Genomic DNA, 22867 nt, shown 5'->3' on the forward strand with positions numbered 1-22867 from the left:
TCGTGTGGCCGACACCTCTGTGTCGGCGACGCGAAGCCGGTATTCGGACTGACCGTGGCGCACCGAAATGCGCCGCGGAACACCGTAGCGGGCCTGCGTCGGAGTCACACCGACTTCCCTGGCGCTTCGCGCCGATACCCTAACACTCGGGGCGCGAGACGCCGACCTGGGCGAAAGGACACCGAAGACAGTGAGTGCACCTGAAGCAGATCTGACCGGATGGGTCGCCGAGCCGTTCACCGGCGGCGAATTCACCCACGACGTTTACCGCAGGGGCAAAGGTCCCGGTGTGGTGCTGATCCCGGAGATTCCGGGGATTCACCCCGGGGTGCTGGCGCTGGGAAATCACCTGGTGGACAACGGGTTCACCGTAGCGATTCCTTCGCTGTTCGGCGAGCCGGGTAAGGCGATCACACCCGGCTACGCGCTGACCACGATCAGTCGCGCCTGCGTGACCCGCGAGTTCGCCGCGTTCGCCACCGACAAGCAGCGCCCGGTCACCCAGTTCCTGCGGGCGCTGGCCCGCGACCTCAACGAGAAGACCCCCGGCAAGGGCGTCGGGGTGATCGGCCAGTGCTTCACCGGCGGGTTCGCGCTGGCCGCGGCCGTCGACGACGCTGTGCTGGCCCCGGTGCTGAGCCAGCCGTCGGTGCCCATTCCGCTGACGCTCAAACAACGCCGCGACCCCGGGCTCTCCGAGGTCGAGCTGGGCGTTGTCGCCGACCGGGCCGCCAAGGACGGCCTGTGCGCGCTCGGCCTGCGGTTCAGCGAGGACAAGATGGCCCCCGGTGACCGCTTCGCGACGCTGAAAGCGCGGCTCGGGGACGCTTTCGAGGTCATCGAGATCGATTCCTCGTCGGGCAACCCGCACGGTCTGTCCCGGATGGCGCACTCGGTGCTCACCGACCAGGTCCGCGAGGTCGACGGCCATCCTGCCTACGAGGCGCGCAAGCGGGTGGTGGAATTCCTCACCGAGCGATTGACCTAGCTACGATCGCCGCTGTGCCAGCCCAGCCCAGCCCCGCCGAACGCATCGCCGTAGTGGGCATCGGCGCCGACGGCTGGGCCGGTCTGGGCGGGCCGGTGCGGGAGACCGTGCTGGCGGCCGACGTCGTACTCGGCGCGCCCCGCCAACTGGACCTGCTGCCCGAAGCCGATGGCCAGCGGCGGCTCAAGTGGCCGGCCCCGCTGCACGCCGGGCTGCCGGCGCTGTTCGAGGAACTGGCAGGACAGCGGATCGTGGCGCTGGCATCCGGGGACCCGCTGCTCAGCGGCATCGGCAGCACCCTGATCGCGCTGCTGGGCACCGAACGGGTGACGGTAGTGCCGGCGATCTCCTCGGTGACCCTGGCTCGCGCCCGGTTGGGCTGGCCGGTGGAGTCCGCCGCGGTCGTCAGCGTGGTCGGCCGCGACGTGCACGCGGTGCTGCGCGAGCTGGCATCGAACCGGCGGGTGCTGGTGCTGTCGTCGGACGAGCGCACCCCGGGACAGCTGGCCGCACTGCTGTCCGAGCGCGGCTACGGAGCGAGTCGGATGGTGGTGCTGGGCGATCTCGGCGGAGCGGCCGAAAGCATGCTCGACACCACCGCCGCAGCCTTTCAAGGCCCGGCCCCACGGCTCAATATCGTCGCGCTGGAGCTGGCCGGCCCGTCGGCGTACGGCTGGGTGAGCGGCCTGCCTGATCAGGCTTACGAGCACGACGGGCAGCTCACCAAACGTGACCTGCGGGCCGCCGCGCTGGCGCGGCTGGCCCCGGCGCCCGGGCAGCTGCTGTGGGACGTCGGCGCGGGCGCCGGCTCGGTGGGCATCGAATGGATGCGCGCGCATCCCGCCTGCCGCGCCATCGCCGTTGAGGCGAACGACACTAGGGCGCAACGCATCTCGTACAACGCCCGCAACCTCGGCGTGCCCGCGTTGCAGGTTGTGCGCGGCGCGGCCCCGCAGGTGTTGGCGGACCTGCCCACCCCGGATGCGGTGTTTATCGGCGGCGGTCTGAGCCGGCCAGGGGTGCTGACGGCCTGCCTGGCGGCGCTGGCGCCGGGCGGGCGGATGGTGGCCCACGGTGTCACGCTGGAGACCGAGACTCTGCTGCTGGAGGCCTACCGCGAACACGGCGGCGAGCTGACCCGCATCCATGTCGAGCACGCCGCACCGCTGGGGTCCTTGACCGGATGGACACCCGGCCGGGCGGTCACCCAGTGGGCGTTAGCCCGGCCCTGAGCGGTCCCGCGCGGGGTCATAGAGATGGCTCTGGCCGCCGCACGGATCGGGCAGGTCGGCCACCGCCCGGCCGACCAGGATGACTGCGGCAGACCGCAGGCCTGCCTCCTCGACCGCGTCGGCGATGTCGGTGATCGTTCCGCGCAGCACCAGCTCCTCGGGCTGTGACGCGCGATAGACCACCGCGACCGGGCAGTCTGGGCCGTACTCGGGGGCCAGCTCGGCCATCAGCGCCCGGACGCGGGTGATCGCCAGGTGCAACACCAGCGTGGCTCCGGTCGCGGCGAATGCGGAGAGCGCTTCGCGTTGCGGCATCGCGGTGGACGCGACTTGAGTCCGGGTCAACACCACCGACTGCGTCACCAGGGGCACCGTGAGCTCACGGCCCAGCGCCGCCGCGGCCGCCGCATATGCCGGCACACCGGGCGTCACCTCCCAGGGCACCCCGGCGGCATCGAGGCGGCGGGTCTGCTCGAAAACCGCGCTGTACAGCGACGGGTCTCCGGAGACCAGCCGCACCACCGCACGGCCCGCCCAATGCGCGGTGACCAGGCGGTCGGTTATCGCATCCAGATCCAGGTCGGCGGTGTCGACGAGTTCTGCTGTGCTGGAGCACTGTTCGAGCACTCGCGGGTCCAGGTAGCTGCCCGGGTAGAGCACCACGTCGGCGGTGGCCAGCAGGCCCACAGCCCGCACGGTCAGCAGGTCCGCCGCGCCGGGACCGGCACCGACGAACTGGACCGCTAACGCACCCATCGCGGCGTCCATACCCGTCCAGCCGTCACCTGTGTCGATGACGCCCCCACCAGGACAAGGCATTTCATGTCGATGGAGTCGGTGTCCAGCTCGCCCAGGGTGGTCACGGTGAGTGCTTCGGACTCCCGGCCGATGTCGCGGCCGACGACCACCACGGTCGTCGCGTCCCGGTGTTCCAGCAGCACCTTGCGCGCGATCGCGATCTGGTCGGGCCGCGCGCGAGAGGCTGGGTTGTAGATCGCCAGCACCAGATCGGCCTCGGCGATCGCCCGCAGCCGCGACTCGATCACCGACCACGGTTTGAGTCGATCCGACAGGCTCAGCACCGCGAAGTCGGCCCCGATCGGGGCGCCGGCCGCCGCGGCCACCGCCTGTACCGCCGACACCCCGGGCAGCACCCGCACCGAAACATGTTGATACTGAACATCGGAGGCGGCCTCGAACACCGCAGATGCCATCCCGAACACCCCGGCGTCCCCTCCGGAGACCACCGCCACCTTCTCACCGCGGGAAGCCAGGTCCAGGGCGAAACGGGCCCGGTCCAGCTCGACGGTGTTGCCCGAGGTGTGTCGCTGCAGCCCCTCGCGCTGCGGAACCCGCGCGACGTAGGGGCCGTAGCCCACCACGTGGTCGACGGTGGCCAGCGCCGCGGCCGCCTCGCCGGTCAGCCAGCCCTCGGGTCCCGGGCCGAGGCCGACTACCAGCAGCTCGGCGGCCGCGCGCACCGGCTCAACGACCACAGCGACCTGATCGCCCGGCGTCCGGGAACGCTGCCCGTTGCGGGAATCCCCGTCCACCACGATCAGCGATAGGTAGGGGACGCTGGCCTCCTCCACCTCGGCGACCGGCAGCCAGCGCTGTTGCGGATGGCTGGCCCGCTCGACGTAGTAGGCGTGCTCGAGGCGGCCCGCGGCGACCAGGGCCCGGCGCACGGCCGGGAAGGTGCGGCCCAGCTTCATGATGATGGCGCCGTCGGTGTCGGCCAGTCGCATCGCGAGCTCGTGTTCGGGCAGGGTGCCCGGGAGCACGGTCAGCACGTCGGTCTGGCGTACCAGCGGCATCCCGAGCGCGGCGGTGGCGGCGCTGAACGCCGGAATACCGGGGATGATCTCGGTGTCGAAGCGCGCCGACAGCCGGTCGTGCATGTACATGAACGAGCCGTAGAACAGCGGATCGCCCTCGGTCAGCAGCGCCACCGTGCGACCCGCGTCCAGGTGAGCGGCCAGCCGTGAGGCCGACGCCTCGTAGAAGTCGGCGAGTGCTCCGGCATAGCCGCCGGGGTGATCGGTGACCCCGGTGGTGACCGGGTAGCGCAGCTCCTCCTCGATCACCCCGTCTCGGATCAGGTCGGCGGCGATGGTGCGGGCATAGGACGCCTTGTTGACCCCGGCGTGGTAGGCCACCACGTCGGCGTCGGCGATGATCCGGGCTGCCTTGCGGGTGATCAGCTCGGGGTCACCGGGCCCCAGGCCCACCCCGTAGAACGTGCCGGTCATTCGGCATCCGAGGCGAGTGCGTTCAACGCCGACGAGGTGATCGCCGAGCCGCCACGCCGGCCGCGCACCGTCACGAACGGGATGTCGATGCCGTGATCGGCATGCAGTGCGGCCAACGCGGCTTTGGACTCGGCCGCGCCGATGAAGCCCACCGGGCAGCCGACGATCACCGCGGGGCGCGGCCCCCCGTCGATGATCAGCTCCAGCAGGTGGAACAGCGCGGTGGGGGCGTTGCCGATCGCGACGACGGCACCGGCCAGTTCGGGTTCCCACAGTGAGACGGCCGCCGCCGAACGGGTGGTTCCCCATTCCTTCGCCAGGTCCGGAACCCGTTCGTCGCGCAGGTAGCAGTGCACCTCGTTGCCGGCCGGCAGCCGCCCGGCGGTCACCCCGACCGCCACCATCCGGGCATCGCAGAGGATCGGCGCTCCGCCGTCGAGTGCGGCCCGGCCGGCGGGCACTGCGTCGGGGTGGATCAGCAGGTCTTTGGCGACGTCGGTCTGTCCGGCGCCGTGGATCATCCGCACCGCGAGCCGTTCCGCGCTTGCCGGGATGTGGGACAGGTCGGACTCGCGGCGGATGGTCGCAAACGATTCGACGTAGATGGCCGGTCCGTCGGCGATGTAGTCGTAGCGCCGAGACGGGCGCTTGGGCCTGCTCACCGATTCGCCTCCTGGGCTTGGGGGATGAAGACACCCTGCCACGGCGTCACCACGAGCTCGGTGTGCTCCACCAGCGACCGCCCGTGGTCCGGCGTGAGGACGCCGTCTGGCACGTGCACGTGGGTTCCGCCGGGCACGCTGCCAAACGGTAACGGACCCGACGGGGCCGGGACACGCGGGTCGGCCGCACCGAGCGGCGCCAGCGGCCGGGACAACTCGCGAACGTGCCACGGTGCGTCCGGCTGCCCGCCGCGGGCGGCCTGGAACGCTCTGGCCAGTTCGGCGAGCCGGCCGGCGGCGTCCTCGACGTCGATCACAGCACCCCAGTGTTCGCCGATCCGCAGCTGCGCCGTCGTGGCGTTCAGCACGACAAGGCCGGCATCGGCGGAGCGATCCAGCAGGTCGCCGCGGCCGTCGTCGAGGACGAACAGGAACCGGCCGGGCAGCCCGGCAAGCCGTGGATCGGCGCACAGCAGCGCGTCCAGTCGCGTCGCCACCGGTCGCAGGTCCGCCCGCCCGCCGGCATGGCCGGTCTGCGGCGAGACCAGGATGTTGCGGACCAGCTCGTGGCTGCGCGACGGCAACAGCCCGGTCGCCTCCAGGGCGGCCACCGCGTCGGGAGCGAGTTCACCCCCGTGATCGGCCAACCCGCGCAGCTGCAGGTTGGCCCGCTTGGTCAGGTAGACCGAACCGTCGGCGAACTCGGCGCTGACCTGCAGCAAGCGGGCCAGCGACGCGGCCGGCAGTCGGCCACCGACCAGTCGCAGCCGCACCAGCAACCCGTCGTCGGCCACCCAGGGCCGCAGCACGCCGGGGCACCGGTCGGCACGGGTGCGCTGGTTAGTGGTGGGATTCTTTGACACTGGGGACCGAATGACCTCTCGCGTTCGCCGAAACCCTACCGTCCGGGGGAAGCTCGCTGATTCCGCGATGTCCGCGGACCGCTTTCGCTACCGTCAAAAGTGCGCTGTCGCCCGGGCAGAAGAGGTGGATCGACATGAACCAGGACCATGTCGTCGAACCGGCCATCATCGCTCTCGAAGATGGTGGCAGGGAACAGATCTGGCCGCTGCCCGTCGGCAAGGCGAACCTCCTGAAGCTGCTGCACCTGTGCTTCGACGAGTACTGGAACGAGATCTGGTTCGGCACCATCATCCAGGGCGCCGCATGGGAGGTGGCTGCTCCGAACCCGCCCAAGAAAATCTCGATGGCGGATGGGTACGCCACCATCGACTTCGGCCGCTGGCATTTCCACTTGTGCATCGGCAACCACGTGGCGGCGCCACGGGAATTGCGGAAGATCCGCAAATGTGCGCGCGCGGAGCTATATCGCTACTTCGGTCACGACGACGCTCCCTCGTCGTGGGGCGTAAGGCTCTTCAACGGGCGTGACGAACAGATGACGACGGTGCTGCTACCGAACCCCTTTCTCACCAACGACCAGCAGATCCGTTCCGAACCGGCATGGAAGCAACTGGAACTGTGGGACCGGTTGCGGTCGGAATTTCTCGGCCTGGGACCCGATCCACGAGACCGGACCGGCACACGCATCACCTGCGGTGGAGAGGGTCGATCAGCGGAAAACTAATCGGGTCATTTGCGGGCACCCGGGGTTACTATCGAAACTTAGCGCGTGACAAGTGAGGCCGTGGGCCGTTAGTCAGTGCGGTCGGCGACCGTTATCAAGGATCGCCCATGACAACTGCTGCCGAACGTGAAGAACGCCTCTCGCTTATTTCGAGGCTGCACACCACCTTTCCGGAAGATCCGGAATGGCCCATGCCGGATCAGGTCGGTCAAGACCATTACTGGGCCTATCTGAAGACCTGCCACGACGTCGGCGGTGAGTTGGACACGCCGAAGACCTATGAGAACAAGGAAGAAGAGCACTGGGAGCTGATGACCTATGTGCTCTGCGAAACGCTTGGCTGGCGCGGAATCTGGGTCTCCGAGGAACGTCGGCGCATTGGCAACGTCGACGTGGGCCGCCCGATCTATCTCGGGCTGCCCTACTACGCCCGCTGGTTGTGGTCGGTGGGCCGGGTGCTGATCGAGAAGAAGCACATCAGCTGGGGCGAGCTGACCGATCGCTTGGCGCAGGTGCAGGAACGCTATGCCGGCCGACCGGCGGGAACCCACTTGAATGCCGAGCCGAAATTCCAGGGCGACGGGTCAGACGTCGTCCGCAACAAGCACCACCTCGATGCGGTGGGTATCGGCGATCCGCAGAAATTCGCCGGACTCGCCGACCCGGCACGGTTCGCGGTCGGTGATCGAGTACGCGTCCGCAACCTGCCCGCGATGTTCTACACCCGCACCCCGGAGTACGTGCGGAGCGCGCGCGGCACGATCGCCGAACTGGCCTACGAGAGCCCGGCCCCCGAGGACGAGACCTGGGACCGCGAGGACGCCAAGCCCGAATGGTTCTACATCGTGCGGTTCAACCAGACCGAGTTGTGGGATTCCTACACCGGGCCGGCCACCGACACCTTGCAGACCGAGATCCCCGAACGCTGGCTGGAGCCGGCCTAACCACCACATCCGACGGAAAGAACAGACCATGGCCGATCACGATCACGACCACGCCCGCACGGTCAAACCGATGGTCGACGAGATCACCGACTTCGAAATTCTGGAAATCGCGTTGCGCGAGCTGTGTATTGAAAAGGGTTTGTTCACCGCCGAACAGCACCGTCACCTCACCGAGTTCGCCGAGCAGATCGGCCCGACGGCCGCGGCTCGGCTGGTCGCAAAGGCGTGGCTCGACCCGGATTTCAAGGCGCTGGCCCTGAGCGACCCGATCGCCGCCTGCAAACACGTCGGTGTCGACTGGCTCGAACCCACCGGATTCGGCACTCCCAGTGACTTCGTCGCCTTCAAGATCCTCGAGGACACCCCGACCGTGCACCATGTCATCTGTTGCGCACTGTGCTCCTGCTACCCGCGGCCGATCCTCGGCAACTCACCGGAGTGGTATCGGACCCCGAACTACCGGCGTCGCATTGTGCGCTGGCCCCGTCAGGTGCTTTCCGAGTTCGGCCTCGAACTGGCCGAGGGCGTGCAGGTGCGCGTCGAGGACTCCAACCAGAAGCACCGGTTCATGGTGATGCCGATGCGGCCGGAGGGCACCGAAGGCTGGTCGGAGGACCAGCTGGTCGAGATCCTCACCCGCGACTCACTGATCGGAGTCGCGCTGCCCAAGCCGGGGGTCACCACCAACGTCATCACCAAAACCCGGCCGGCGAACAACCCGATCTCCGCCAGCAGCGCGACACCGTGAACGCGTCATCGCCCGACGGCTTTGCGGGCCGGCCCATTAAAATCCTGGACCGCCTTGCCGACCCCAACCAGACCTGGCCCGTGATGGCGGCCAAGTACGGCGTGGACAACCCGCTTCCGCCGTGGAAGACAAGCCTCGACGGATTGTGCGATGCGCTTGACACCGCGTCGTGCCCGATCGAGGACTTCGGCTTCACCTTCAAGGACCGCCGTGACGAGGAAGACGAGTTGTCGACGACCCGTTATCAGAGCGTGCCGTACCCGGAAAGCCAGCTCCTCTCGCTGGCGCATTCGCTGATCGCCCGGGGCGTGATCGACGAGGCCGAACTTCGGCAGCGCCTGGCGGTGATTCGCGCCCGGCTGGAAGCGGGGTAGCGCGGGTTCTACCCGCCCAGCGCCGCCACCGCCGGGCCGAACATGCCCGCCTTGATCGCGCCCAGCGTGCCCGAGTCCTTGCCGGCCAGCGGCCGCAGCACCTCGGTCGCGGCCGGGGTCACCGCGCCCTCGGGGGCGGTGGTGTCCACAATGCCGAAGGTCGCGGCATCTACCCCGCCGAATCGGCGGCCGGTCGTCATCGACGCCACCTGAGCCTGCGGGGTGAGCTTGGCCTGGATCAACGCGGTCATCCCCGCGGTGAACGGAATCCGGATGTCGACCTCGGGGAAGCAGAAGAAGCCGCGGTCGGCGCGCATTACCCGGAAGTCGTGGGCGACCGCCAGCATGGCGCCGGCCCCGAACGCGTGGCCGACGACGGCTGCCGCGGTCGGGATCGGCAGTGTCAGCACCCGCGCGAGCAGGGCGTGCACCCGGCCGACGTACCAGTCGGTGCGGTCGCCGTTGGCCATCAGCCAGTCCAGGTCCAGGCCGTTGGTGTAGAACTTGCCGCCCGCGGTGGTCACCAGGCCGTGCGCACCCGCAGCCAGCACGTCGTCGAGTACCCGGTTGATCTCGTCGAGAAAGTCAGGGGAGAAGCGGTTTTCGTCGTCGCCGAGGTCCAGCACGGCAATCTTGTCGTCATAGGTCAGGTTCACTTCGAGGGATCCTTTCTAGAGGGTGGCCCGACCGACAGCACGGCGCGGACCGCCGCGTGCAGGTGGGACCGGGCGATGGTGCTGCCCAACCGATTCCGGCTGAGCACGAGAGCGGTGGGCAGATCGACGACGCAGGTGGTGATGGTGTCGACGGCGTCGGCGTCGCGACGTTCCCACAGGCCGTCCGCAAGCCGGATGAGCAAGCCGACCAGTTCGGCGTCGGCGCCGCGCAGCTGCTTGGCCAGCTCCGGAGACAGGTCGTCGTCGGGCAGTTCGTCGCGCCGGATCGCGAACAGCAACTTGCAGGCGTCGGGATGACGCTGCGCGAACACCACCGGGGCGTCGGCGGCGGCAACCACGGCCTCGAGCGGGTCCGAGACGGCGTTCACCAGTTCACCCTGGACCGCCAGGAAGCGCCGGGTGGCCCGCAGCCAGGCGGCGGCGACGAGCCCAGCTCGGGAGCCGAAGCCGTGGTAGACCGCGCCGTTGGAGGCGCCGGTGGCCTCGCCGATCGCGCGAATCGTCACCGCGGTGGGCCCGGACCGCGCGGCCAGCGACTCGACGGCGTCCAGCACCTGCTCGGGGTCGTACACGCGCGGGCGGGGCATGGCCGTCACCGTAACAGAGCGGGCGCTCTGTTACCAGGTGCGGTCATCCGGTCCCCGGCGTGACAGGATCGAGCAATCATGAGCACTCCCGGATCCCGTCCCGTCGTATTCTCCGGCGCCCAGCCGACCTCCGACTCGCTGCACCTCGGAAACGCCCTCGGTGCGGTCGCTCAGTGGACCAGCCTGCAGGACGATCACGAGGCGTTCTTCTGCGTCGTGGACCTGCACGCGATCACCGTGCCGCAGGACCCGGAGACCCTGCGCCGCCGCACGCTGGTGACGGCCGCCCAGTACCTCGCGCTGGGAATCGACCCGGCGCGCAGCACCGTCTTCGTGCAGAGTCATGTGCCCGCCCACGCCGAACTCGCCTGGGTGCTGGGCTGTTTCACCGGATTCGGGCAGGCGTCGCGGATGACGCAGTTCAAGGACAAGTCGCAGAAGCAGGGCGCCGACTCCACCACCGTGGGGCTGTTCACCTATCCGGTGCTGATGGCCGCCGACGTGCTGCTCTATGACACCGAGGTGGTCCCGGTCGGGGAAGACCAGCGCCAGCACCTGGAGCTGGCGCGCGATGTCGCGCAGCGCGTCAACGCGCGCTTCCCGGACACCTTCGTCGTCCCCGAGCCGATGATCCCGAAGGCCACCGCCAAGATCTATGACCTGCAGGACCCGACCGCCAAGATGAGCAAATCGGCGGCCACCGACGCCGGTTTGATCAGCCTGCTCGACGACCCGGCGAAAAGCGCCAAGAAGATCCGCTCGGCGGTCACCGACTCCGAGCGCGAGATCCGCTACGACCCGGAGTCCAAGCCCGGGATTTCCAACCTGCTGACCATTCAGGCCGCCGTCACCGGCTCGGACGTCGACACCCTGGTGGACGGCTATGCGGGGCGCGGCTACGGCGACCTGAAAAAGGAGACCGCCGAGGCGGTGGCTGAATTCGTCACCCCGATCAAGGCCCGGGTGGATGAGCTGCTCGCCGACCCGGCCGAGCTGCAGGCCGTGCTGGCCACCGGGGCGAGCCGGGCGCGCGCGGCGGCCGCCGCAACCCTGACGCGGGTGTACGACCGGGTGGGACTCCTTCCGCCGCCGGCATGAGCAAGGCCGTGACGGAGCAGGATCAGTCCAAGCCGGGCGTCATCGACCGGCTGCGGGCCAGGTACGGCTGGTTCGACCACGTGGTGCGGGCCCAAGAGCGCTACGACGACTGCCAGGGAAACTTCTTCGCCGCCGGGATGAGCTACTACACCATCTTCGCGCTGTTCCCGCTGGCGATGGTCGGGTTCTCCATCGGCGGTTTCCTGTTGTCGCGACGGCCCGAGGTGCTCGACGAGATCGAGCGCCGGATCAAGCATTCGATCCCCGGCGAGTTCGGCAACGAGCTCGTCACGCTGATGGACAGCGCGATCTCCTCACGCGCCTCGGTCGGGGTGATCGGCCTGGCCACCGCCGCCTGGGTGGGGCTGACCTGGATGGCCAACCTGCGCGAAGCGCTCTCGGAGATGTGGGAAACCCGTTCGGACAAAAAAGGTTTCGTCTCATCGAAGCTGTCGGACCTGCTCGCGATGGTATGGGCGCTCGGCGCCATGCTGGTCACCCTGGCGCTGACCGCGCTGGCTGATCCGAAGCTGATGCGAAACGTCCTGCGCTGGCTGGGGGTCCCCGACTTCACCTTGTTGGGTGGGCTACTGCGGGTTGCGTCGCTGCTGATGGCGGCTACGGTGTCGTGGCTGCTGTTCACCTGGATGATCGCCCGATTGCCGAGGGAGTCGGTGAGTTTCAACAGCGCCATGGAGGCCGGTGCTATCGCCGCAGTCGGCTACGAACTGTTCAAGCAGGCCGGCTCGGTGTATCTGCAGTCGGTGATCAACGGCCCGGCCGGGGCGGTGTTCGGACCGGTCCTGGGCCTGCTGGTGTTCGCCTACGTCACCGCCCGGCTCATTCTGTTCGCCACCGCGTGGGCGGCGACGTCGGCGGATAACCTGCGCACCGCCTGACTGTGTGATTGGCTCCCGAAAGGGGTAGTAGGCACTACGGAGCGGACCGCCTGGTTCCAGCTCCGGTCTGCCCGACTGCTCGTGGAGGGAGACGATCGTGGCTGGCGAATCCGCAAGTACCTGGCCAAGTCTTCGTGTCGAGGACTGGGGTCCTACCCGGGACACCCTGCACATGTGGACCCAGATCGTCGGCAAGGTCCGGCTGGCGCACGCGCCCTTGGTGAACCACTGGTGGCAGGTGACGCTGTACGTCACCCCACGAGGGCTCACCACGTCGGCGATCCCTTACGGCTGCGATGTTTTCGACATCGCATTCGACTTCATCGACCACCAGTTGGTGATCCGAACCAGTTCCGGTGTGACCCGGGCCATGCCGCTGCGGGAACAGTCGGTGGCGGAGTTCTACGCCACGGTCATGTCGATGCTGGCCGAGTTGGGCCTGCAGACACATATCCAGTCTCACCCCAACGAGGTCGAGCCCGCCGTGCCGTTCGCCGACGATGTCGAGCACGCTTCCTATGACCCGCAGGCTGCCCACCTGTTCTGGCGGCAATTGGTACAGGCGAACCGCGTGCTGGGCCAGTTCAGGTCGCGTTTCATCGGCAAGGTAAGCCCCGTCCATTTCTTTTGGGGAGCAATGGATCTTGCCTGCACCCGATTCTCCGGCCGACGCGCTCCAACGCACCCCGGCGGGGCACCCAACTGCGGCGACTGGGTGATGGTCGAAGGCTACTCACACGAACTCAGCAGCTGCGGGTTCTGGCCGGGCGGCGGCGCCGAAGGCGGCTTCTATGCCTACGCCTACCCGGAACCCGATGGCTTCGCCGATCATCCGGTCCGCCCGGCAGAGGCGTTCTACAGCACGCAGATGGGGGAGTACGTGCTGCCCTACGAGGCGGTGCGGCAAGCACCCGAGCCGGACCGGGTGCTGCTGGACTTTCTGCAAGACACCTATGAAGCGGCGGCGGTGCGCAGCAACTGGGATCGCGCTGCCCTCGAAGCGGATCCGAATCGGTGGCAGCGGCAATCACGCGCCTGAACGTCGCCGGCCGTCACTCCGGGCGGTGGGCGGTCAGCAGGAAGCCGGGCATCTGACCGATCGTGGCGAACAGCGGCGCCGGCCGAACCTCGTCGACAACCCAGCACGTCGAAACCTCGTCGCGCAACTGCTCTGCGGTGAACTGGGTGGGTGCCGGTCCCTCGTGGTCGGTGAAAGCGCCGGCACCGAAGGCCAGAATGTAGAACGTCGCGCCCGGAGCCGCAGCGCGGTACATGGCCCGCAGATAGTTCTCCCGCAGTTCGTCGGGCAGAGCGTGCAGCAGCCCGCTGTCGAAGATGGTGGAGAACCGGCCGTCATAGCCCGTCAAGGTGGTGATGTCGGCCGCCGCGAAGGTTGCGGTGGTCAGGCCGCGCTCGGCGGCAGCAGCGGTGGCCGCCGCGACCGCGGTGGGGGACAGGTCGATGCCGACAACGGTATGACCGCGCGCGGCCAAGGCCAGGGACAGTTCGGCGTGACCGCACCCGGCGTCGAGCACGTCATCGCGCACCGTGCCCGGCCGCGCGATCAGCGCCGCGTATTCCGGTTGCGGCGCACCGATGTTCCAGGCGGGCACCTGCGGCTGCTGGTAGGCCTCATCCCAATCGATCTTGTGTGTCATGGTGTGTTCCTTTCGTTGTCGGTGATGTCGCGGGCACTGGTGCCAGCTGAGTCGAGCCCCCAGGCGACGATCCGCCGCGGGGTGATCCGGATGATGTCGCCGGAGAGTCCGCTTTCGGTGCTTCCCGCCCCGGGCAGTGCGGTGCCGATGCCGCGGATCTCGATGCCACGGGCCTGCGGCGGCTTCACCGAGATCACGGTGTCGACGATGAAGGCCACCTGGGGATCCCGGAGCACGTTGCGCCATTTCTGGGTTGTCGAGAGTGCGTGGCCGACGATGTCGATCGTGGCCTGGTCCGGACCGAGGTGGACACTGACCGGTCTGATCTGGGGATCGCCGGCCGGCCCGATCGTGGCCAGCCGACCGATCGATTCATCGCGCAGGTAGGCCAGTTCGGCGGGAGTGAACGTCATGTTCGGACCTTTCGTTCGTCGCCGAGTCGGTTACGTAGCCGACTGAAGATGCGTTCGACGCAAGCCAATTCGTCGGAGTCCAGGTCGTCGAGGAACAGCTCGCGAACCGAACAGGCATGTGCCGGCATCGCCTCCTGGAGTGCCTTCAGGCCGGTGGCGGTGAGCACGGCGCGGTAGCCCCGCCGGTCATCGGGTGCCGACTCGCGTACGGTCAGTCCGCGTTTGGTCATCGAATCGATCTGGTAGGTGATCCGGCTGCGGGAGAAGACCATCCGATCGGCCAACTCGCTCATCCGCATGCGCTGTTCCGGGGCCCCGGTGAGCAGCATCAGCAGGTGATAGTCGATCAGCGTGAGGCCGGTCCGCTCGCGCAGCAGCTCGTCGAGCCGGGTCTCGAGCTGGATGCTGCTCTCGATATAGGCACCCCAGGCCTGCGCCTGCCGGTCGGACAACTTCTGGTCGGACACCGGTCACCTCGTTTCGAGAGGAAAGTCATACGCATTTGGATCAACGATGGCCAAGCAAGTCGCTCTCCCTGCTGATCAGCTTTGTTGACACCACCATAGCCATGTTCGCTAGATAATTCAAATTTTAACTATATGGGCGAGACTGGTCGGGTGATACCCCAGAGGGTGACGCGGTTTCTTACTGTTCGGCCCGCACCGGGTAGCGGCTCATGATCGAAACCCGGTTGAACGCGTTGATCGTGATCGCCGACCAGATCAGCAGCGAGACCTGGTCGTCGGTGAGGTGCTCGCGCAGCAGCGCGTACTCGTCGTCGTCCAGGTGGGTGTCGGAGATCCACGTGACCGCTTCGGCGAGCTCCAGGGCGGCCCGTTCGGTGTCGGAGAACAGTTGGGTGTCCCGCCAGGCCGGCAGCACCGCAATCCGCTGCACGGTGTCACCGGTCTCCAGCAGCGCCTTGCTGTGCATGTTCAGGCAGAAAGCGCACCCATTGATCTGGGATACCCGCAGATTCACCAGCTCCAGGACGGTCCGCGACAACCCGGCCTCTTCGGCACGCGCCCGCACCTCGGCTGCGGCGTCCAGGTAGGCCCGGTAGACCGAGGCGGACTGCTTGTTGAGGGGGATCCGCGTCACTGTTCGCCGGCCGGGTCGACGAGGTCGGCGAACTCCGGGTGCTTGGTGATGTAGGCCTCCACGAACGAGCAGGTCGGTACGACGCGTTTGCCGGCCGCGCGGGTGTCGGCCAGGGCCTTACCGACCAGAATGCCGGCCAGGCCGCGGCCGCCGAATGCCTTGTCGATCACGGTGTGGTGGAAAATCCGCTGATCGCCGCGTTCGATGTAGTCGGCGAACCCGGCCTGTTCGCCGTCGACGGTGATCTTGTATTGCCCGTTGTCGTGGGTGACGGTCGGTTCGCTCATCTTCGCAGCCTATCGGAGCCAGGCGCCGCGCCGCATTACTCGCGAGACCCGCCAATCGCGATCCAGCACAACCAGGTCGGCGTCACGTCCGGCGGCCAGAACACCGGCTCGGTGCAGCCCGAGGGTGCGCGCCGGGGTGGACGAGGTCATGCGCGCGGTGTCCGCCAGAGCCGCATCGTCGCCGCCGAGCAGTCGCACCACGGAACCGAACAGTCCGCCCATGGTGGCGGTGCTGCCGGCGATCGTCGTCGTGCCGTGCAGCCGGGCCACCCCGTCGGTGACATCGACGTCGAGCCCGCCCAGGGTGAACGCGCCGTCACCGGCGCCGGCGGCGGCCATCGCATCGGTGACCAGGGCGACCCGGTCCGGGCCGGCGGTGGCCACGACGTGCCGGATCACACCCGCGTGCAGGTGCACGCCGTCGGCGATCAGCTCGACGGTCACCCGCGGATCGGACAACAGCGCGGGAACCGGTCCCGGCTCGCGATGGTGCAGGGCTCGCATCGCGTTGAACAGGTGCGTGCCGACCGTCGCGCCGGCTTCGACCGCCTCCTGCGTCAGTTCGTAGCCCGCGTCGGTGTGGCCCACGGCCACCACGATTCCCGCATCCACCAAGCGCCGGATAACCGTGATGGCGCCGGGCAGCTCGGGTGCCAGCGTGACCATCCGGATCGTGCCCTCACCGGCGGCCAGCAGCGCGTCGACCTCAGCGTCGTCGGGGGCGCGCAGCGCTTCGCTGTCGTGTGCGCCGCAGTGCAACCGGCTCAACCACGGCCCTTCCAGGTGGATGCCGTCCACCACGCCGCGCCGGACCGCGGCAGCCAGCGTGCGCACCTGCGCCAGCAGGGCTTCCCGGGAGGTGGTCACCAAGCTGGCCAGGCCCGCGGTGGTGCCGTGCGACGCGTGCAAGGCGGCCGCCCGGTCCGGATCGTCGGCGTAGGAGACACCGGCGCCACCGTGGCAGTGCATGTCGACGAAGCCGGGCACCACCACACAGTCGCCGAAATCGGTGTCCGCGCGAACCTGCCCAGACCCGCAATCGGCGATTCGCCCACCGGCCACCGACACCCAACCCGGCCGGTGCACCCGGCCGTCGAGCACGACGGTGCCGGCGGCGATGACGCTCATGCCGACGCCTCACTGTCCGGCACCAGGGCCCCGGCGTCCCGGCCGTTCTCGGCTGGCCAGCGTCCGCCGTTCTCCCAGAAGTGCCGGATGTCTTCCAACTGCCGGCCCTTGGTCTCCGGGGCGTAGCGATAGACGAACGCCAGGCCGAGGATCGCCAGCACGCCGAACACCGCGAACGTCCCGGCGCCGCCCAGCGAGGTGAGCATGGTCAGGAACACCGCGGCGACGATCGCGTTGGCCACCAGGTCCGAGGTCAACATCGCCGACGCCCCCATAGACCGCATTCGGGCCGGCAGGCTCTCCCCGGCATACACCCAGACCAGTGAACCGAATCCGAACGTGTAGCCGACGGTGAACAGCAGCACCCCGCCGAACTTGACCGCCGTCAGGGCGTTGCCGAACGCGTCACCGGCGGCGAACACCGCGATCAGCAGTAGGTTGGCCGCGACCATGGTGGCAATACCGGACAGCAGGATCGGTCGCCGGCCGACCCGGTCGATGATCACCAGCGAGACGACCATTGCCGCCAGGGCGGCGACCTGCACCAGCGCCGGCAGGACCAGCAATGCGAAATCGCCCTCGAAGCCCATCTTCTCGAACAGCCGCGGGCTGTAGTAGACGATCGCGTTGATCCCGGTGATCTGGATGAAGAAGCCCAGCGTCACCACGAACAGCGTCGCCCGCAGATACGGCGGCCGCAGCATCTCGCGCAGCACGCCGACCCCGCCGGCCTGTTCCTCGGCCAAGGTGCGGTTGATCTCGGCCAGCTCGCGCTGTGCGTCGGCGCCAGGTTCGATGCGCCGCAGGGTGCGTTCCGCGTCGTCGACGCGGCCTTTGAGCAGATACCAGCGGGCCGTGTCGGGGATGCGTGCCAGCAGTAGGGCGACGAGCACCGCCGGTACCGCGGCCAGGCCCAGCATCGCCCGCCAGTTGCCGGTGCCGGCCAGTAGGTAGGCGCACAGATAGCCGGCGATGATCCCGATCACCGTGGCCACCCCGTAGGTCACCAGCAGTGCGCCGCGGGCGTGGGCCGGCGCCGACTCGGCCACGAACACCGGCACCACCACTACCGATATGCCGATGGTGATGCCGAGCAGCAGTCGTGCCACGGTCAGTGTCGACACCGACGTCGATGCCGCCCCCAGCAACGCGAAACCCGCGTAGCCCAGCGTCACCACGACCATGGAGCGCTTCCGGCCGATCGCGTTGGCCAACCACCCGCCGGCCACGGCGCCGGCGATCTCGCCGATCACCGTCGCGGTCGCGATCATCTCCTGCTGGGCTTCGGTCAGCCCGAAATCACGCTCGATGAACAACAGCGCGCCGGCGATATTGGACAGGTCGTAGCCGTAGATGACGCCGACGCTGGCGGCGGCCACTCCCACCAGCAGCGCCAGCGGCGAGGAGCGGCGCAGTTCCTCGAATCGGCCCATCTGGCCCACGGTAGGGGATGCGGTCAGTTACCGAATGCCCGAGTCGGGCCGTTCGGCCAGGGTGGCATACCAATAGGTCAACCCGGCCGCGACGAACTCGACGGCGCACGCGGCGGTGAAGGCCGGATGCGGCATGCCGACATCGACCATGGACATCAGCCGGGACACCCCGAGCAGGGCCATGGTGGCGGCCAGCAGGCGCACGGCTCCGGCCGGGATCACGGAGCGCCGAAAGGCCTCGAGGTAGCCGACTCCGAAGCCGATCAGCAGGGCGCCGGCTGCGCGGCTCTCGCTGTCCACCGTCGCGTTGACGGTCTGGCCGTCGGGAATGGAGTCCAGTGAGAACGCCATCCGGCTGATCCCCAGCGCTATCAGCAGCAGCCCGGTGAGCCAGCCGAATGCGCGCAGAGACTTGATCACCATGCCGAGCCCCTGCCGGGGCGGCGGTTCACCGCCCGGGCGCCCATGATGAGCGCGAACACAACGATCGTTCCGAAAATGCCCACCCCGACGCGCACCGGCACCGTGTCGTCGGACGGGGCCAGCAACATCGCCTGGGGGTTCGCGGCGTCGGCCGGGCTGCGGGGCGCCACCAGCGACGGGTCCGGTTCGATGAGCGTGCCGACGCGGGTGCCTGGCGGGACGGAGAAGCCGTAGTCGAGCAGCTGCGCGGCCTGCTGCCAGGGCGGGATCGGCTGCCGGGTGCCGCGCAGCAGCACGGCCACCAGCCGGCGCCCGTCCCGGGTCGCGGCGCCGACGAACGTCTGTCCGGCGTCGTCGGTGTAGCCGGTCTTGCCGCCCAGGGCGCCCGGGTAGTTGTAGAGCAGCTGGTTGTCGTTCTCCAGCTGGTAGCCGGGCGTATCGCCGTAGCCCGGGAAGTCGAAGCTGCGGGTCGCGACGATGTTGGTGAACGCCGGGTTGTTCCAGGCATAGCGGTAGAACAGCCCGATGTCGTAGGCCGAGGTGCTCATGCCCGGCCCGTCCAGCCCGGAGGGGGTGGCGGCGCGGGTGTCGCGGCCGCCGAGTCGCGCGGCCAGGGTGTTGATCTTGTGCAGCGCCACATCCCAGCCGCCGAGCTGCATGGCCAGGGCGTGCGCGGCGTCGTTGCCCGATCCCATCAGCAGTCCGTGCAGCAACTGGTCGACGGTGAAGCGGCCGCCGGGGCCGACGCCGACCCGGGTGCCTTCGGCGTTGGCGTCTTCTTGGGTCCCGGGAACCACCATGTTGGGGTCCAGTTCGTTCAGCGACGCCATCGCGGTCAGCACCTTGATCACGCTGGCCGGACGGTGCCGACCATGCGGATCGCGGGCGGCGATCACCGCGCCGCTGTCCAGGTCTGCCACCAGCCACGATTCGGCGGAGACCTCGCTGGGCACCGGTGGGGTGTCGGGTGCGGCCACGATCCCGCAGCCGGCCAGCGCCTCGCCGCCGACCGGGGTGGCCGGCACCGGCAGCGGCAACGGGGGAGGGCCGGCTTGCGGCACTTCGGAGGCGTCCACCGCGGGAGGAGTGCTGACCTGATACGGGCAGCCGACCGTTCCCGCGCCCCGGCCCGGGGTGGGATCTGCCGTCGCCAGTGGAGCGGAGGCGGCGAGGAAACCCGCGGCCACCAGGGCTGACACCGAGCGCAGAGAAGTCATCGTGTGTGCAGGGTAGGCCACGGGCCCCGCGAAACCGCGGAGCCACGCTGTGGCTGGTGGGGCGGAAGTTACAGCGGGAGGTTACAGCTGGAAATAGGCCAGGCCTGGCCCGGCGATCCGTCCCATCCACAGTCGATCGTCGGCCTCCACCACGCCGGTGGCCAGCCCGAAGCCGGGGTGCTCCGTGCGGTATTGGGTCAGTACCCGCCCGTCGTCGGCGTCGAAAGCGACCACCCACACCACCGGCGTCGGGTCGGGCAGCCAGCGATACGGCAACAGTCGCCACAACAGCCGGCGAAGCACCGGCGCACGCGGGCTCAGCCAGTCGGACAACGCGTTGCGATCGGAGACCATCGCGACCCAGATGCGTCCGTCGCGCCCGGTGGAGATGTTGTCGGGATGGCCGGGCAGTTCCTGCACCAGCGCAGTGATCGAACCGCGGTGGGAGCCGGTCAGCCAGTACTTGGACAGTCGCCGCCCGGTGCTCTCGGCGAACACCACCGCCGACTCGTCAGCGGTCAGCGTCACGCCGTTGGCGAAATGCAATCCCGTCGCCAGCACGCTCACAGTGCCGTCAGGATTGCGTTGCATCAATGACCCGCTGCCGCGGGCCTCGATCACCGAACCCTTGTAGTGCTCGTAGTGGAACCGGCTGGTGGATTCGGTGAAATAGATTGTGCCGTCGGCGGATTCGACGGCATTGGAGCAGAACGTCAGCGGCTGTCCGGCCACTTCGCTCACCAGGGTCTCCAGCTGATCGGTCTGCGGGTCATAGCGCAGCAGGCCGCGGTGGCTGTCACAGATCAGCAGCCGGTGATCGCCGGTGAAGGCCAACCCCAGTGGGCGCCCGCCGGTGTCGGTCACCACCCGTGGTGCGCCGCCTGCCGGGTCAACCGCGATGATGCGGCCGTCTTCCACCCCGGTCCAGATGGTGCCGTCGGCCGCCGCGACGACATCCTCGGGAGCGGTACCGGGAATCTCCACGAGTCGCAGTGCCGGGGTGGGATCGGGCGGGGGCAGCGGCCGTGATCCCGGGGGTTGCCAGCGGACGGGATCGATACGCGGCTTGGCCATTCCTGCATTGTGTCCGACAGGTCGCGCCCGGCACAGGCCTAGGCTGGTGGCGATGACGGCGTCGGTGGAGGACTTTGAGGCGTTGCGGCCTCATCTGCTGGCGGTGGCCTACCGGCTCACCGGCATGTTCGCCGACGCCGAGGACATCGTGCAGGACGCTTGGCTGCGCTTCGACGCCGCCGAGCGTGACCGCATCGTCGACCCGCGGGCCTGGTTGACCACGGTGGTGAGTCGGCTCGGCCTGGACCGGCTGCGTTCGGCGCCGCGGCGCCGCGAGACCTATGTCGGTGAGTGGTTGCCCGAGCCGGTGGTGACCGGTGACGACGCCGATCCGTTGTCGACGGTGGTGGCCGGCGAAGATGCCCGGTTCGCTGCCATGGTGGTGTTGGAGCGGCTGACTCCCGATCAGCGGGTGGCCTTCGTGCTGCACGACGGGTTCGCGGTGCCGTTCGGCGAGGTGGCTGGCGTGCTGAACACCACCGAAGCCGCGGCCCGTCAGCTGGCCTCGCGCGCCCGCAAGGCCGTCACCGCTGATCCGCCGCCGCAGCCCGATCCGCGCCACGACGAGGCGGTCGGCTCACTGATGGCCGCGATGGCATCCGGCGACCTGGCGGCCGTGGTGGCGCTGCTGCACCCCGACGTGACGTTCACCGGCGACGCCAACCGCCGGGCGCCGACCGCCCCGCGGGTCATTCGCGGTCCCGAGAAGGTGGCCCGGTTCCTGCTCGGCCTGGCGCGCCGCTACGGCCCGACCCTGGTCACCGCGAACCAACTGGCGCTGGTCAACGGCGAACTGGGCGCCTACACCCCGGGCGCGCCCGGCGCCGACGGGTTCCCCGAGCTGATGCCGCGCGTCACCGCGATGACGGTGCGCGACGGGCGGGTGGTGGCGATCTGGGATATCGCCAACCCGGATAAATTCACCGGATCCCCGCTGCGACCCGCCAGCCGATCGGAGGAAGAACGTGGCCACTAGCGTCTCAAAGAAAATGGGCGCGTTGATGTTTCGCGCAATGGACAAGATGCGCCACCGCGACGCCTTTGACATCGGTAATCCAACCGGCACGGACTTCACCGGCTTCGACAAGTCTCGGCAGATCCTGCTGGTCACGTTCAAACGGTCGGGGGAGGCGATGCCGAGCCCGATCAACCACGGCGTCGACGCCGGAAAGCTCTACGTCCGCACCGACGCATCCACCGGCAAGGTCAAACGAATCCGCAACAACCCGAACGTCGTCGTGGTCCCCAGCAGCCTGCGCGGGAAACCCGAGGGGCAACCGGTGGCCGCCATCGCCCGGATTCTGCCCGAGTCCGACCATGCGCAGGCCGAACGCGCGATCGCCGCCAACTGGAGCCCGGCGATGCGGATCTTCGAGCGCGGTCTGGACAAGGGGAGTGCGGCGGCCGGACTCCCGATCGCCTATATCGAGATCACTCCGGCGACTCAGTCTCGCTGATCTTCGGTGGCCCAGGGCACCCGGCAGGCATCCCCGGAGTTGAAGCCCTGCTCGGTGATGCCCAGCGCCGCGTACATCCGGGATCGCATGTTCTCCACCCCGATCTGGTAGGTCAGCTCGATCACCCCGGCGTCACCGAACCGGTGCTGCAGATCGGCGACCTGTTCGTCGGTGACCGAATGGGGGTCGGTGGTCATCGCGTCGGCGTAGGCGATCGCGGCCCGCTCGTCCTCGCTGTACAGCGGCGAGGTCGCGTAGTCCTCGATCTGCTTGAGCCGGTCGGTGTCGATCCCCTCCAGGCGTTGCAGCATGGATCCGAAGTCCACGCACCACGAGCAACCGACGGTGCGGGCGGTCCAGAACACCGCCAGATCCCGCGGGCCGGCAGGCAGCTTGCGCGACGCGGACTGCAACAGGCCCTCGTGCACCGCATTGGCCACCAGCAGCCGCGGATGATGCGCGGCGACGGCGAAGGGCTCCGGCACTTCACCGAAGCGACGCTTGGCGTAGCGGTACATGGCGCGCACCAGCATGTTGGTGCGTTTCGGCGGCAGCGGGTCGATGCGAGGTTTGGTAGTCATACCCCTAAGACGAGCCGGGCCGCCGAAGTGTGACAGCGCCCGCCGC

Annotated in this window: 27 protein-coding genes, 1 pseudogene and 1 riboswitch; of the genes and pseudogenes, 11 read left to right on the plus strand and 17 right to left on the minus strand. The window is 68.7% G+C overall.

What is annotated here, in order from left to right:
- Positions 1 to 16: 16 nt before the first annotated feature.
- Positions 17 to 165, minus strand: a riboswitch (cobalamin riboswitch).
- A gap of 25 nt (positions 166 to 190) precedes the next feature.
- Together ACJH71_RS10575 and cbiE are read left to right on the plus strand one after the other, a co-directional pair.
- Entirely contained in the window at positions 191 to 988 is a 798-nt protein-coding gene (locus ACJH71_RS10575; protein WP_406757975.1) for a dienelactone hydrolase family protein, read from the plus strand.
- Positions 989 to 1002: 14 nt separating this feature from the next.
- A complete protein-coding gene (cbiE, locus tag ACJH71_RS10580; protein WP_406757976.1) occupies positions 1003 to 2220 on the plus strand; it encodes a precorrin-6y C5,15-methyltransferase (decarboxylating) subunit CbiE in 1218 nt (405 codons plus the stop codon).
- Here the strand turns inward: cbiE and cobM are convergent.
- From cobM to ACJH71_RS10600, 4 genes are read right to left on the minus strand one after another with little or no spacing between them, the layout of a single operon-like run.
- Positions 2206 to 2976 carry a precorrin-4 C(11)-methyltransferase gene (gene cobM / locus ACJH71_RS10585; protein WP_406757977.1) on the minus strand — a complete coding sequence of 257 codons (771 nt, stop codon included), beginning with the start codon at positions 2974 to 2976 and terminating at the stop codon, positions 2206 to 2208. The genes cbiE and cobM overlap by 15 nt on opposite strands.
- Positions 2964 to 4472 (minus strand): precorrin-3B C(17)-methyltransferase, encoded by a 1509-nt coding sequence (gene cobJ / locus ACJH71_RS10590; protein ID WP_406757978.1) that lies wholly within the window; start codon positions 4470 to 4472, stop codon positions 2964 to 2966. Before cobJ ends, cobM begins: the two co-directional genes overlap by 13 nt.
- Positions 4469 to 5134 (minus strand): precorrin-8X methylmutase, encoded by a 666-nt coding sequence (locus ACJH71_RS10595; protein ID WP_406757979.1) that lies wholly within the window; start codon positions 5132 to 5134, stop codon positions 4469 to 4471. The genes cobJ and ACJH71_RS10595 overlap by 4 nt, the downstream gene beginning before the upstream one ends.
- Complete coding sequence (locus tag ACJH71_RS10600; protein WP_406757980.1) at positions 5131 to 5997, minus strand: nitrite reductase; 867 nt, start codon at positions 5995 to 5997, stop codon at positions 5131 to 5133. Before ACJH71_RS10600 ends, ACJH71_RS10595 begins: the two co-directional genes overlap by 4 nt.
- 134 nt (positions 5998 to 6131) lie before the next feature.
- On the opposite strand from ACJH71_RS10600, the gene ACJH71_RS10605 reads away from it, so the two are divergent.
- From ACJH71_RS10605 to ACJH71_RS10620, 4 genes are all read left to right on the plus strand, one after another.
- Entirely contained in the window at positions 6132 to 6722 is a 591-nt protein-coding gene (locus ACJH71_RS10605) for a hypothetical protein (RefSeq protein WP_406757981.1), read from the plus strand.
- A gap of 107 nt (positions 6723 to 6829) precedes the next feature.
- A complete protein-coding gene (locus tag ACJH71_RS10610) occupies positions 6830 to 7666 on the plus strand; it encodes an SH3-like domain-containing protein (RefSeq protein ID WP_406757982.1) in 837 nt (278 codons plus the stop codon).
- Positions 7667 to 7694: 28 nt separating this feature from the next.
- Positions 7695 to 8414 (plus strand): thiocyanate hydrolase subunit gamma, encoded by a 720-nt coding sequence (scnC, locus tag ACJH71_RS10615; RefSeq protein WP_406757983.1) that lies wholly within the window; start codon positions 7695 to 7697, stop codon positions 8412 to 8414.
- A gap of 83 nt (positions 8415 to 8497) precedes the next feature.
- Positions 8498 to 8788: a thiocyanate hydrolase gene (locus tag ACJH71_RS10620; protein ID WP_406758186.1), complete on the plus strand. Its 291-nt coding sequence runs from the start codon at positions 8498 to 8500 to the stop codon at positions 8786 to 8788.
- Positions 8789 to 8796: 8 nt separating this feature from the next.
- Here the strand turns inward: ACJH71_RS10620 and ACJH71_RS10625 are convergent, their stop codons facing one another.
- Positions 8797 to 9444 carry an enoyl-CoA hydratase-related protein gene (locus ACJH71_RS10625; protein ID WP_406757984.1) on the minus strand — a complete coding sequence of 216 codons (648 nt, stop codon included), beginning with the start codon at positions 9442 to 9444 and terminating at the stop codon, positions 8797 to 8799.
- The gene (locus ACJH71_RS10630) at positions 9441 to 10052 is read right to left on the minus strand and encodes a TetR/AcrR family transcriptional regulator (protein ID WP_406757985.1); all 612 of its coding nucleotides are present in this window, start codon (positions 10050 to 10052) and stop codon (positions 9441 to 9443) included. The genes ACJH71_RS10625 and ACJH71_RS10630 overlap by 4 nt, the downstream gene beginning before the upstream one ends.
- Positions 10053 to 10130: 78 nt before the next feature.
- Here ACJH71_RS10630 and trpS point away from each other — a divergent pair, with 78 nt between their 5' ends.
- The 3 genes from trpS (at position 10131) to ACJH71_RS10645 (ending at position 13088) form a co-directional block, all read left to right on the plus strand.
- Positions 10131 to 11150 (plus strand): tryptophan--tRNA ligase, encoded by a 1020-nt coding sequence (trpS, locus tag ACJH71_RS10635; protein ID WP_406757986.1) that lies wholly within the window; start codon positions 10131 to 10133, stop codon positions 11148 to 11150.
- Entirely contained in the window at positions 11147 to 12049 is a 903-nt protein-coding gene (gene yhjD / locus ACJH71_RS10640) for an inner membrane protein YhjD (RefSeq protein WP_406757987.1), read from the plus strand. Before trpS ends, yhjD begins: the two co-directional genes overlap by 4 nt.
- Before the next feature lie 97 nt (positions 12050 to 12146).
- Positions 12147 to 13088, plus strand: a complete 942-nt coding sequence (locus ACJH71_RS10645) for a DUF5996 family protein (protein WP_406757988.1) — start codon at positions 12147 to 12149, stop codon at positions 13086 to 13088.
- Between the two features lie 13 nt (positions 13089 to 13101).
- Here the strand turns inward: ACJH71_RS10645 and ACJH71_RS10650 are convergent, their stop codons facing one another.
- The 10 genes from ACJH71_RS10650 to ACJH71_RS10695 all read right to left on the minus strand — a co-directional run bounded on the left by ACJH71_RS10650 (position 13102) and on the right by ACJH71_RS10695 (position 20783).
- Positions 13102 to 13707 (minus strand): class I SAM-dependent methyltransferase, encoded by a 606-nt coding sequence (locus ACJH71_RS10650; RefSeq protein ID WP_406757989.1) that lies wholly within the window; start codon positions 13705 to 13707, stop codon positions 13102 to 13104.
- Entirely contained in the window at positions 13704 to 14120 is a 417-nt protein-coding gene (locus ACJH71_RS10655; protein WP_406757990.1) for a PPOX class F420-dependent oxidoreductase, read from the minus strand. Before ACJH71_RS10655 ends, ACJH71_RS10650 begins: the two co-directional genes overlap by 4 nt.
- A complete protein-coding gene (locus tag ACJH71_RS10660; RefSeq protein WP_406757991.1) occupies positions 14117 to 14587 on the minus strand; it encodes a MarR family winged helix-turn-helix transcriptional regulator in 471 nt (156 codons plus the stop codon). Before ACJH71_RS10660 ends, ACJH71_RS10655 begins: the two co-directional genes overlap by 4 nt.
- A gap of 178 nt (positions 14588 to 14765) precedes the next feature.
- Complete coding sequence (locus tag ACJH71_RS10665) at positions 14766 to 15221, minus strand: carboxymuconolactone decarboxylase family protein (protein ID WP_406757992.1); 456 nt, start codon at positions 15219 to 15221, stop codon at positions 14766 to 14768.
- Complete coding sequence (locus tag ACJH71_RS10670; protein WP_406757993.1) at positions 15218 to 15508, minus strand: GNAT family N-acetyltransferase; 291 nt, start codon at positions 15506 to 15508, stop codon at positions 15218 to 15220. Before ACJH71_RS10670 ends, ACJH71_RS10665 begins: the two co-directional genes overlap by 4 nt.
- Positions 15509 to 15517: 9 nt before the next feature.
- Entirely contained in the window at positions 15518 to 16636 is a 1119-nt protein-coding gene (nagA, locus tag ACJH71_RS10675; protein ID WP_406757994.1) for an N-acetylglucosamine-6-phosphate deacetylase, read from the minus strand.
- On the minus strand, positions 16633 to 18051 hold the full coding sequence (locus tag ACJH71_RS10680; RefSeq protein WP_406758187.1) for a sugar porter family MFS transporter: 1419 nt from the start codon (positions 18049 to 18051) through the stop codon (positions 16633 to 16635). The genes nagA and ACJH71_RS10680 overlap by 4 nt, the downstream gene beginning before the upstream one ends.
- 45 nt (positions 18052 to 18096) lie before the next feature.
- Positions 18097 to 18492, minus strand: a complete 396-nt coding sequence (locus ACJH71_RS10685) for a DUF4345 domain-containing protein (protein WP_406757995.1) — start codon at positions 18490 to 18492, stop codon at positions 18097 to 18099.
- Positions 18486 to 19709, minus strand: a complete 1224-nt coding sequence (locus tag ACJH71_RS10690; protein WP_406757996.1) for a D-alanyl-D-alanine carboxypeptidase family protein — start codon at positions 19707 to 19709, stop codon at positions 18486 to 18488. Before ACJH71_RS10690 ends, ACJH71_RS10685 begins: the two co-directional genes overlap by 7 nt.
- Positions 19710 to 19790: 81 nt before the next feature.
- On the minus strand, positions 19791 to 20783 hold the full coding sequence (locus tag ACJH71_RS10695) for an SMP-30/gluconolactonase/LRE family protein (protein WP_406757997.1): 993 nt from the start codon (positions 20781 to 20783) through the stop codon (positions 19791 to 19793).
- Positions 20784 to 20835: 52 nt separating this feature from the next.
- Here ACJH71_RS10695 and ACJH71_RS10700 point away from each other — a divergent pair, with 52 nt between their 5' ends.
- Both ACJH71_RS10700 and ACJH71_RS10705 read left to right on the plus strand, forming a co-directional pair.
- Entirely contained in the window at positions 20836 to 21759 is a 924-nt protein-coding gene (locus tag ACJH71_RS10700; protein ID WP_406757998.1) for a sigma-70 family RNA polymerase sigma factor, read from the plus strand.
- Between the two features lie 13 nt (positions 21760 to 21772).
- On the plus strand, positions 21773 to 22240 hold the full coding sequence (locus ACJH71_RS10705) for a PPOX class F420-dependent oxidoreductase (protein WP_406757999.1): 468 nt from the start codon (positions 21773 to 21775) through the stop codon (positions 22238 to 22240).
- Here the strand turns inward: ACJH71_RS10705 and ACJH71_RS10710 are convergent.
- Positions 22228 to 22854 (minus strand): annotated as a pseudogene (locus tag ACJH71_RS10710) (carboxymuconolactone decarboxylase family protein); the annotation flags it as partial. The gene ACJH71_RS10705 and the pseudogene ACJH71_RS10710 overlap by 13 nt on opposite strands.
- Positions 22855 to 22867 lie beyond the last annotated feature (13 nt).

Origin of the sequence: Mycobacterium sp. SMC-15, from assembly GCF_045310925.1 — a bacterium.
GTDB lineage: Bacteria > Actinomycetota > Actinomycetes > Mycobacteriales > Mycobacteriaceae > Mycobacterium.

Bases quoted from the DNA above. Each gene is read 5' to 3' on its own strand.
- cobM (WP_406757977.1), bottom strand. From the start codon at position 2,976: ATGGGTGCGTTAGCGGTCCAGTTCGTCGGTGCCGGTCCCGGCGCGGCG.
- cobJ (WP_406757978.1), bottom strand. From the start codon at position 4,472: ATGACCGGCACGTTCTACGGGGTGGGCCTGGGGCCCGGTGACCCCGAG.
- ACJH71_RS10605 (WP_406757981.1), top strand. From the start codon at position 6,132: ATGAACCAGGACCATGTCGTCGAACCGGCCATCATCGCTCTCGAAGAT.
- ACJH71_RS10610 (WP_406757982.1), top strand. From the start codon at position 6,830: ATGACAACTGCTGCCGAACGTGAAGAACGCCTCTCGCTTATTTCGAGG.
- scnC (WP_406757983.1), top strand. From the start codon at position 7,695: ATGGCCGATCACGATCACGACCACGCCCGCACGGTCAAACCGATGGTC.
- ACJH71_RS10620 (WP_406758186.1), top strand. From the start codon at position 8,498: ATGGCGGCCAAGTACGGCGTGGACAACCCGCTTCCGCCGTGGAAGACA.
- ACJH71_RS10630 (WP_406757985.1), bottom strand. From the start codon at position 10,052: ATGCCCCGCCCGCGCGTGTACGACCCCGAGCAGGTGCTGGACGCCGTC.
- trpS (WP_406757986.1), top strand. From the start codon at position 10,131: ATGAGCACTCCCGGATCCCGTCCCGTCGTATTCTCCGGCGCCCAGCCG.
- yhjD (WP_406757987.1), top strand. From the start codon at position 11,147: ATGAGCAAGGCCGTGACGGAGCAGGATCAGTCCAAGCCGGGCGTCATC.
- ACJH71_RS10650 (WP_406757989.1), bottom strand. From the start codon at position 13,707: ATGACACACAAGATCGATTGGGATGAGGCCTACCAGCAGCCGCAGGTG.
- ACJH71_RS10655 (WP_406757990.1), bottom strand. From the start codon at position 14,120: ATGACGTTCACTCCCGCCGAACTGGCCTACCTGCGCGATGAATCGATC.
- ACJH71_RS10670 (WP_406757993.1), bottom strand. From the start codon at position 15,508: ATGAGCGAACCGACCGTCACCCACGACAACGGGCAATACAAGATCACC.
- nagA (WP_406757994.1), bottom strand. From the start codon at position 16,636: ATGAGCGTCATCGCCGCCGGCACCGTCGTGCTCGACGGCCGGGTGCAC.
- ACJH71_RS10685 (WP_406757995.1), bottom strand. From the start codon at position 18,492: ATGGTGATCAAGTCTCTGCGCGCATTCGGCTGGCTCACCGGGCTGCTG.
- ACJH71_RS10690 (WP_406757996.1), bottom strand. From the start codon at position 19,709: ATGACTTCTCTGCGCTCGGTGTCAGCCCTGGTGGCCGCGGGTTTCCTC.
- ACJH71_RS10695 (WP_406757997.1), bottom strand. From the start codon at position 20,783: ATGGCCAAGCCGCGTATCGATCCCGTCCGCTGGCAACCCCCGGGATCA.
- ACJH71_RS10700 (WP_406757998.1), top strand. From the start codon at position 20,836: ATGACGGCGTCGGTGGAGGACTTTGAGGCGTTGCGGCCTCATCTGCTG.
- ACJH71_RS10705 (WP_406757999.1), top strand. From the start codon at position 21,773: ATGGGCGCGTTGATGTTTCGCGCAATGGACAAGATGCGCCACCGCGAC.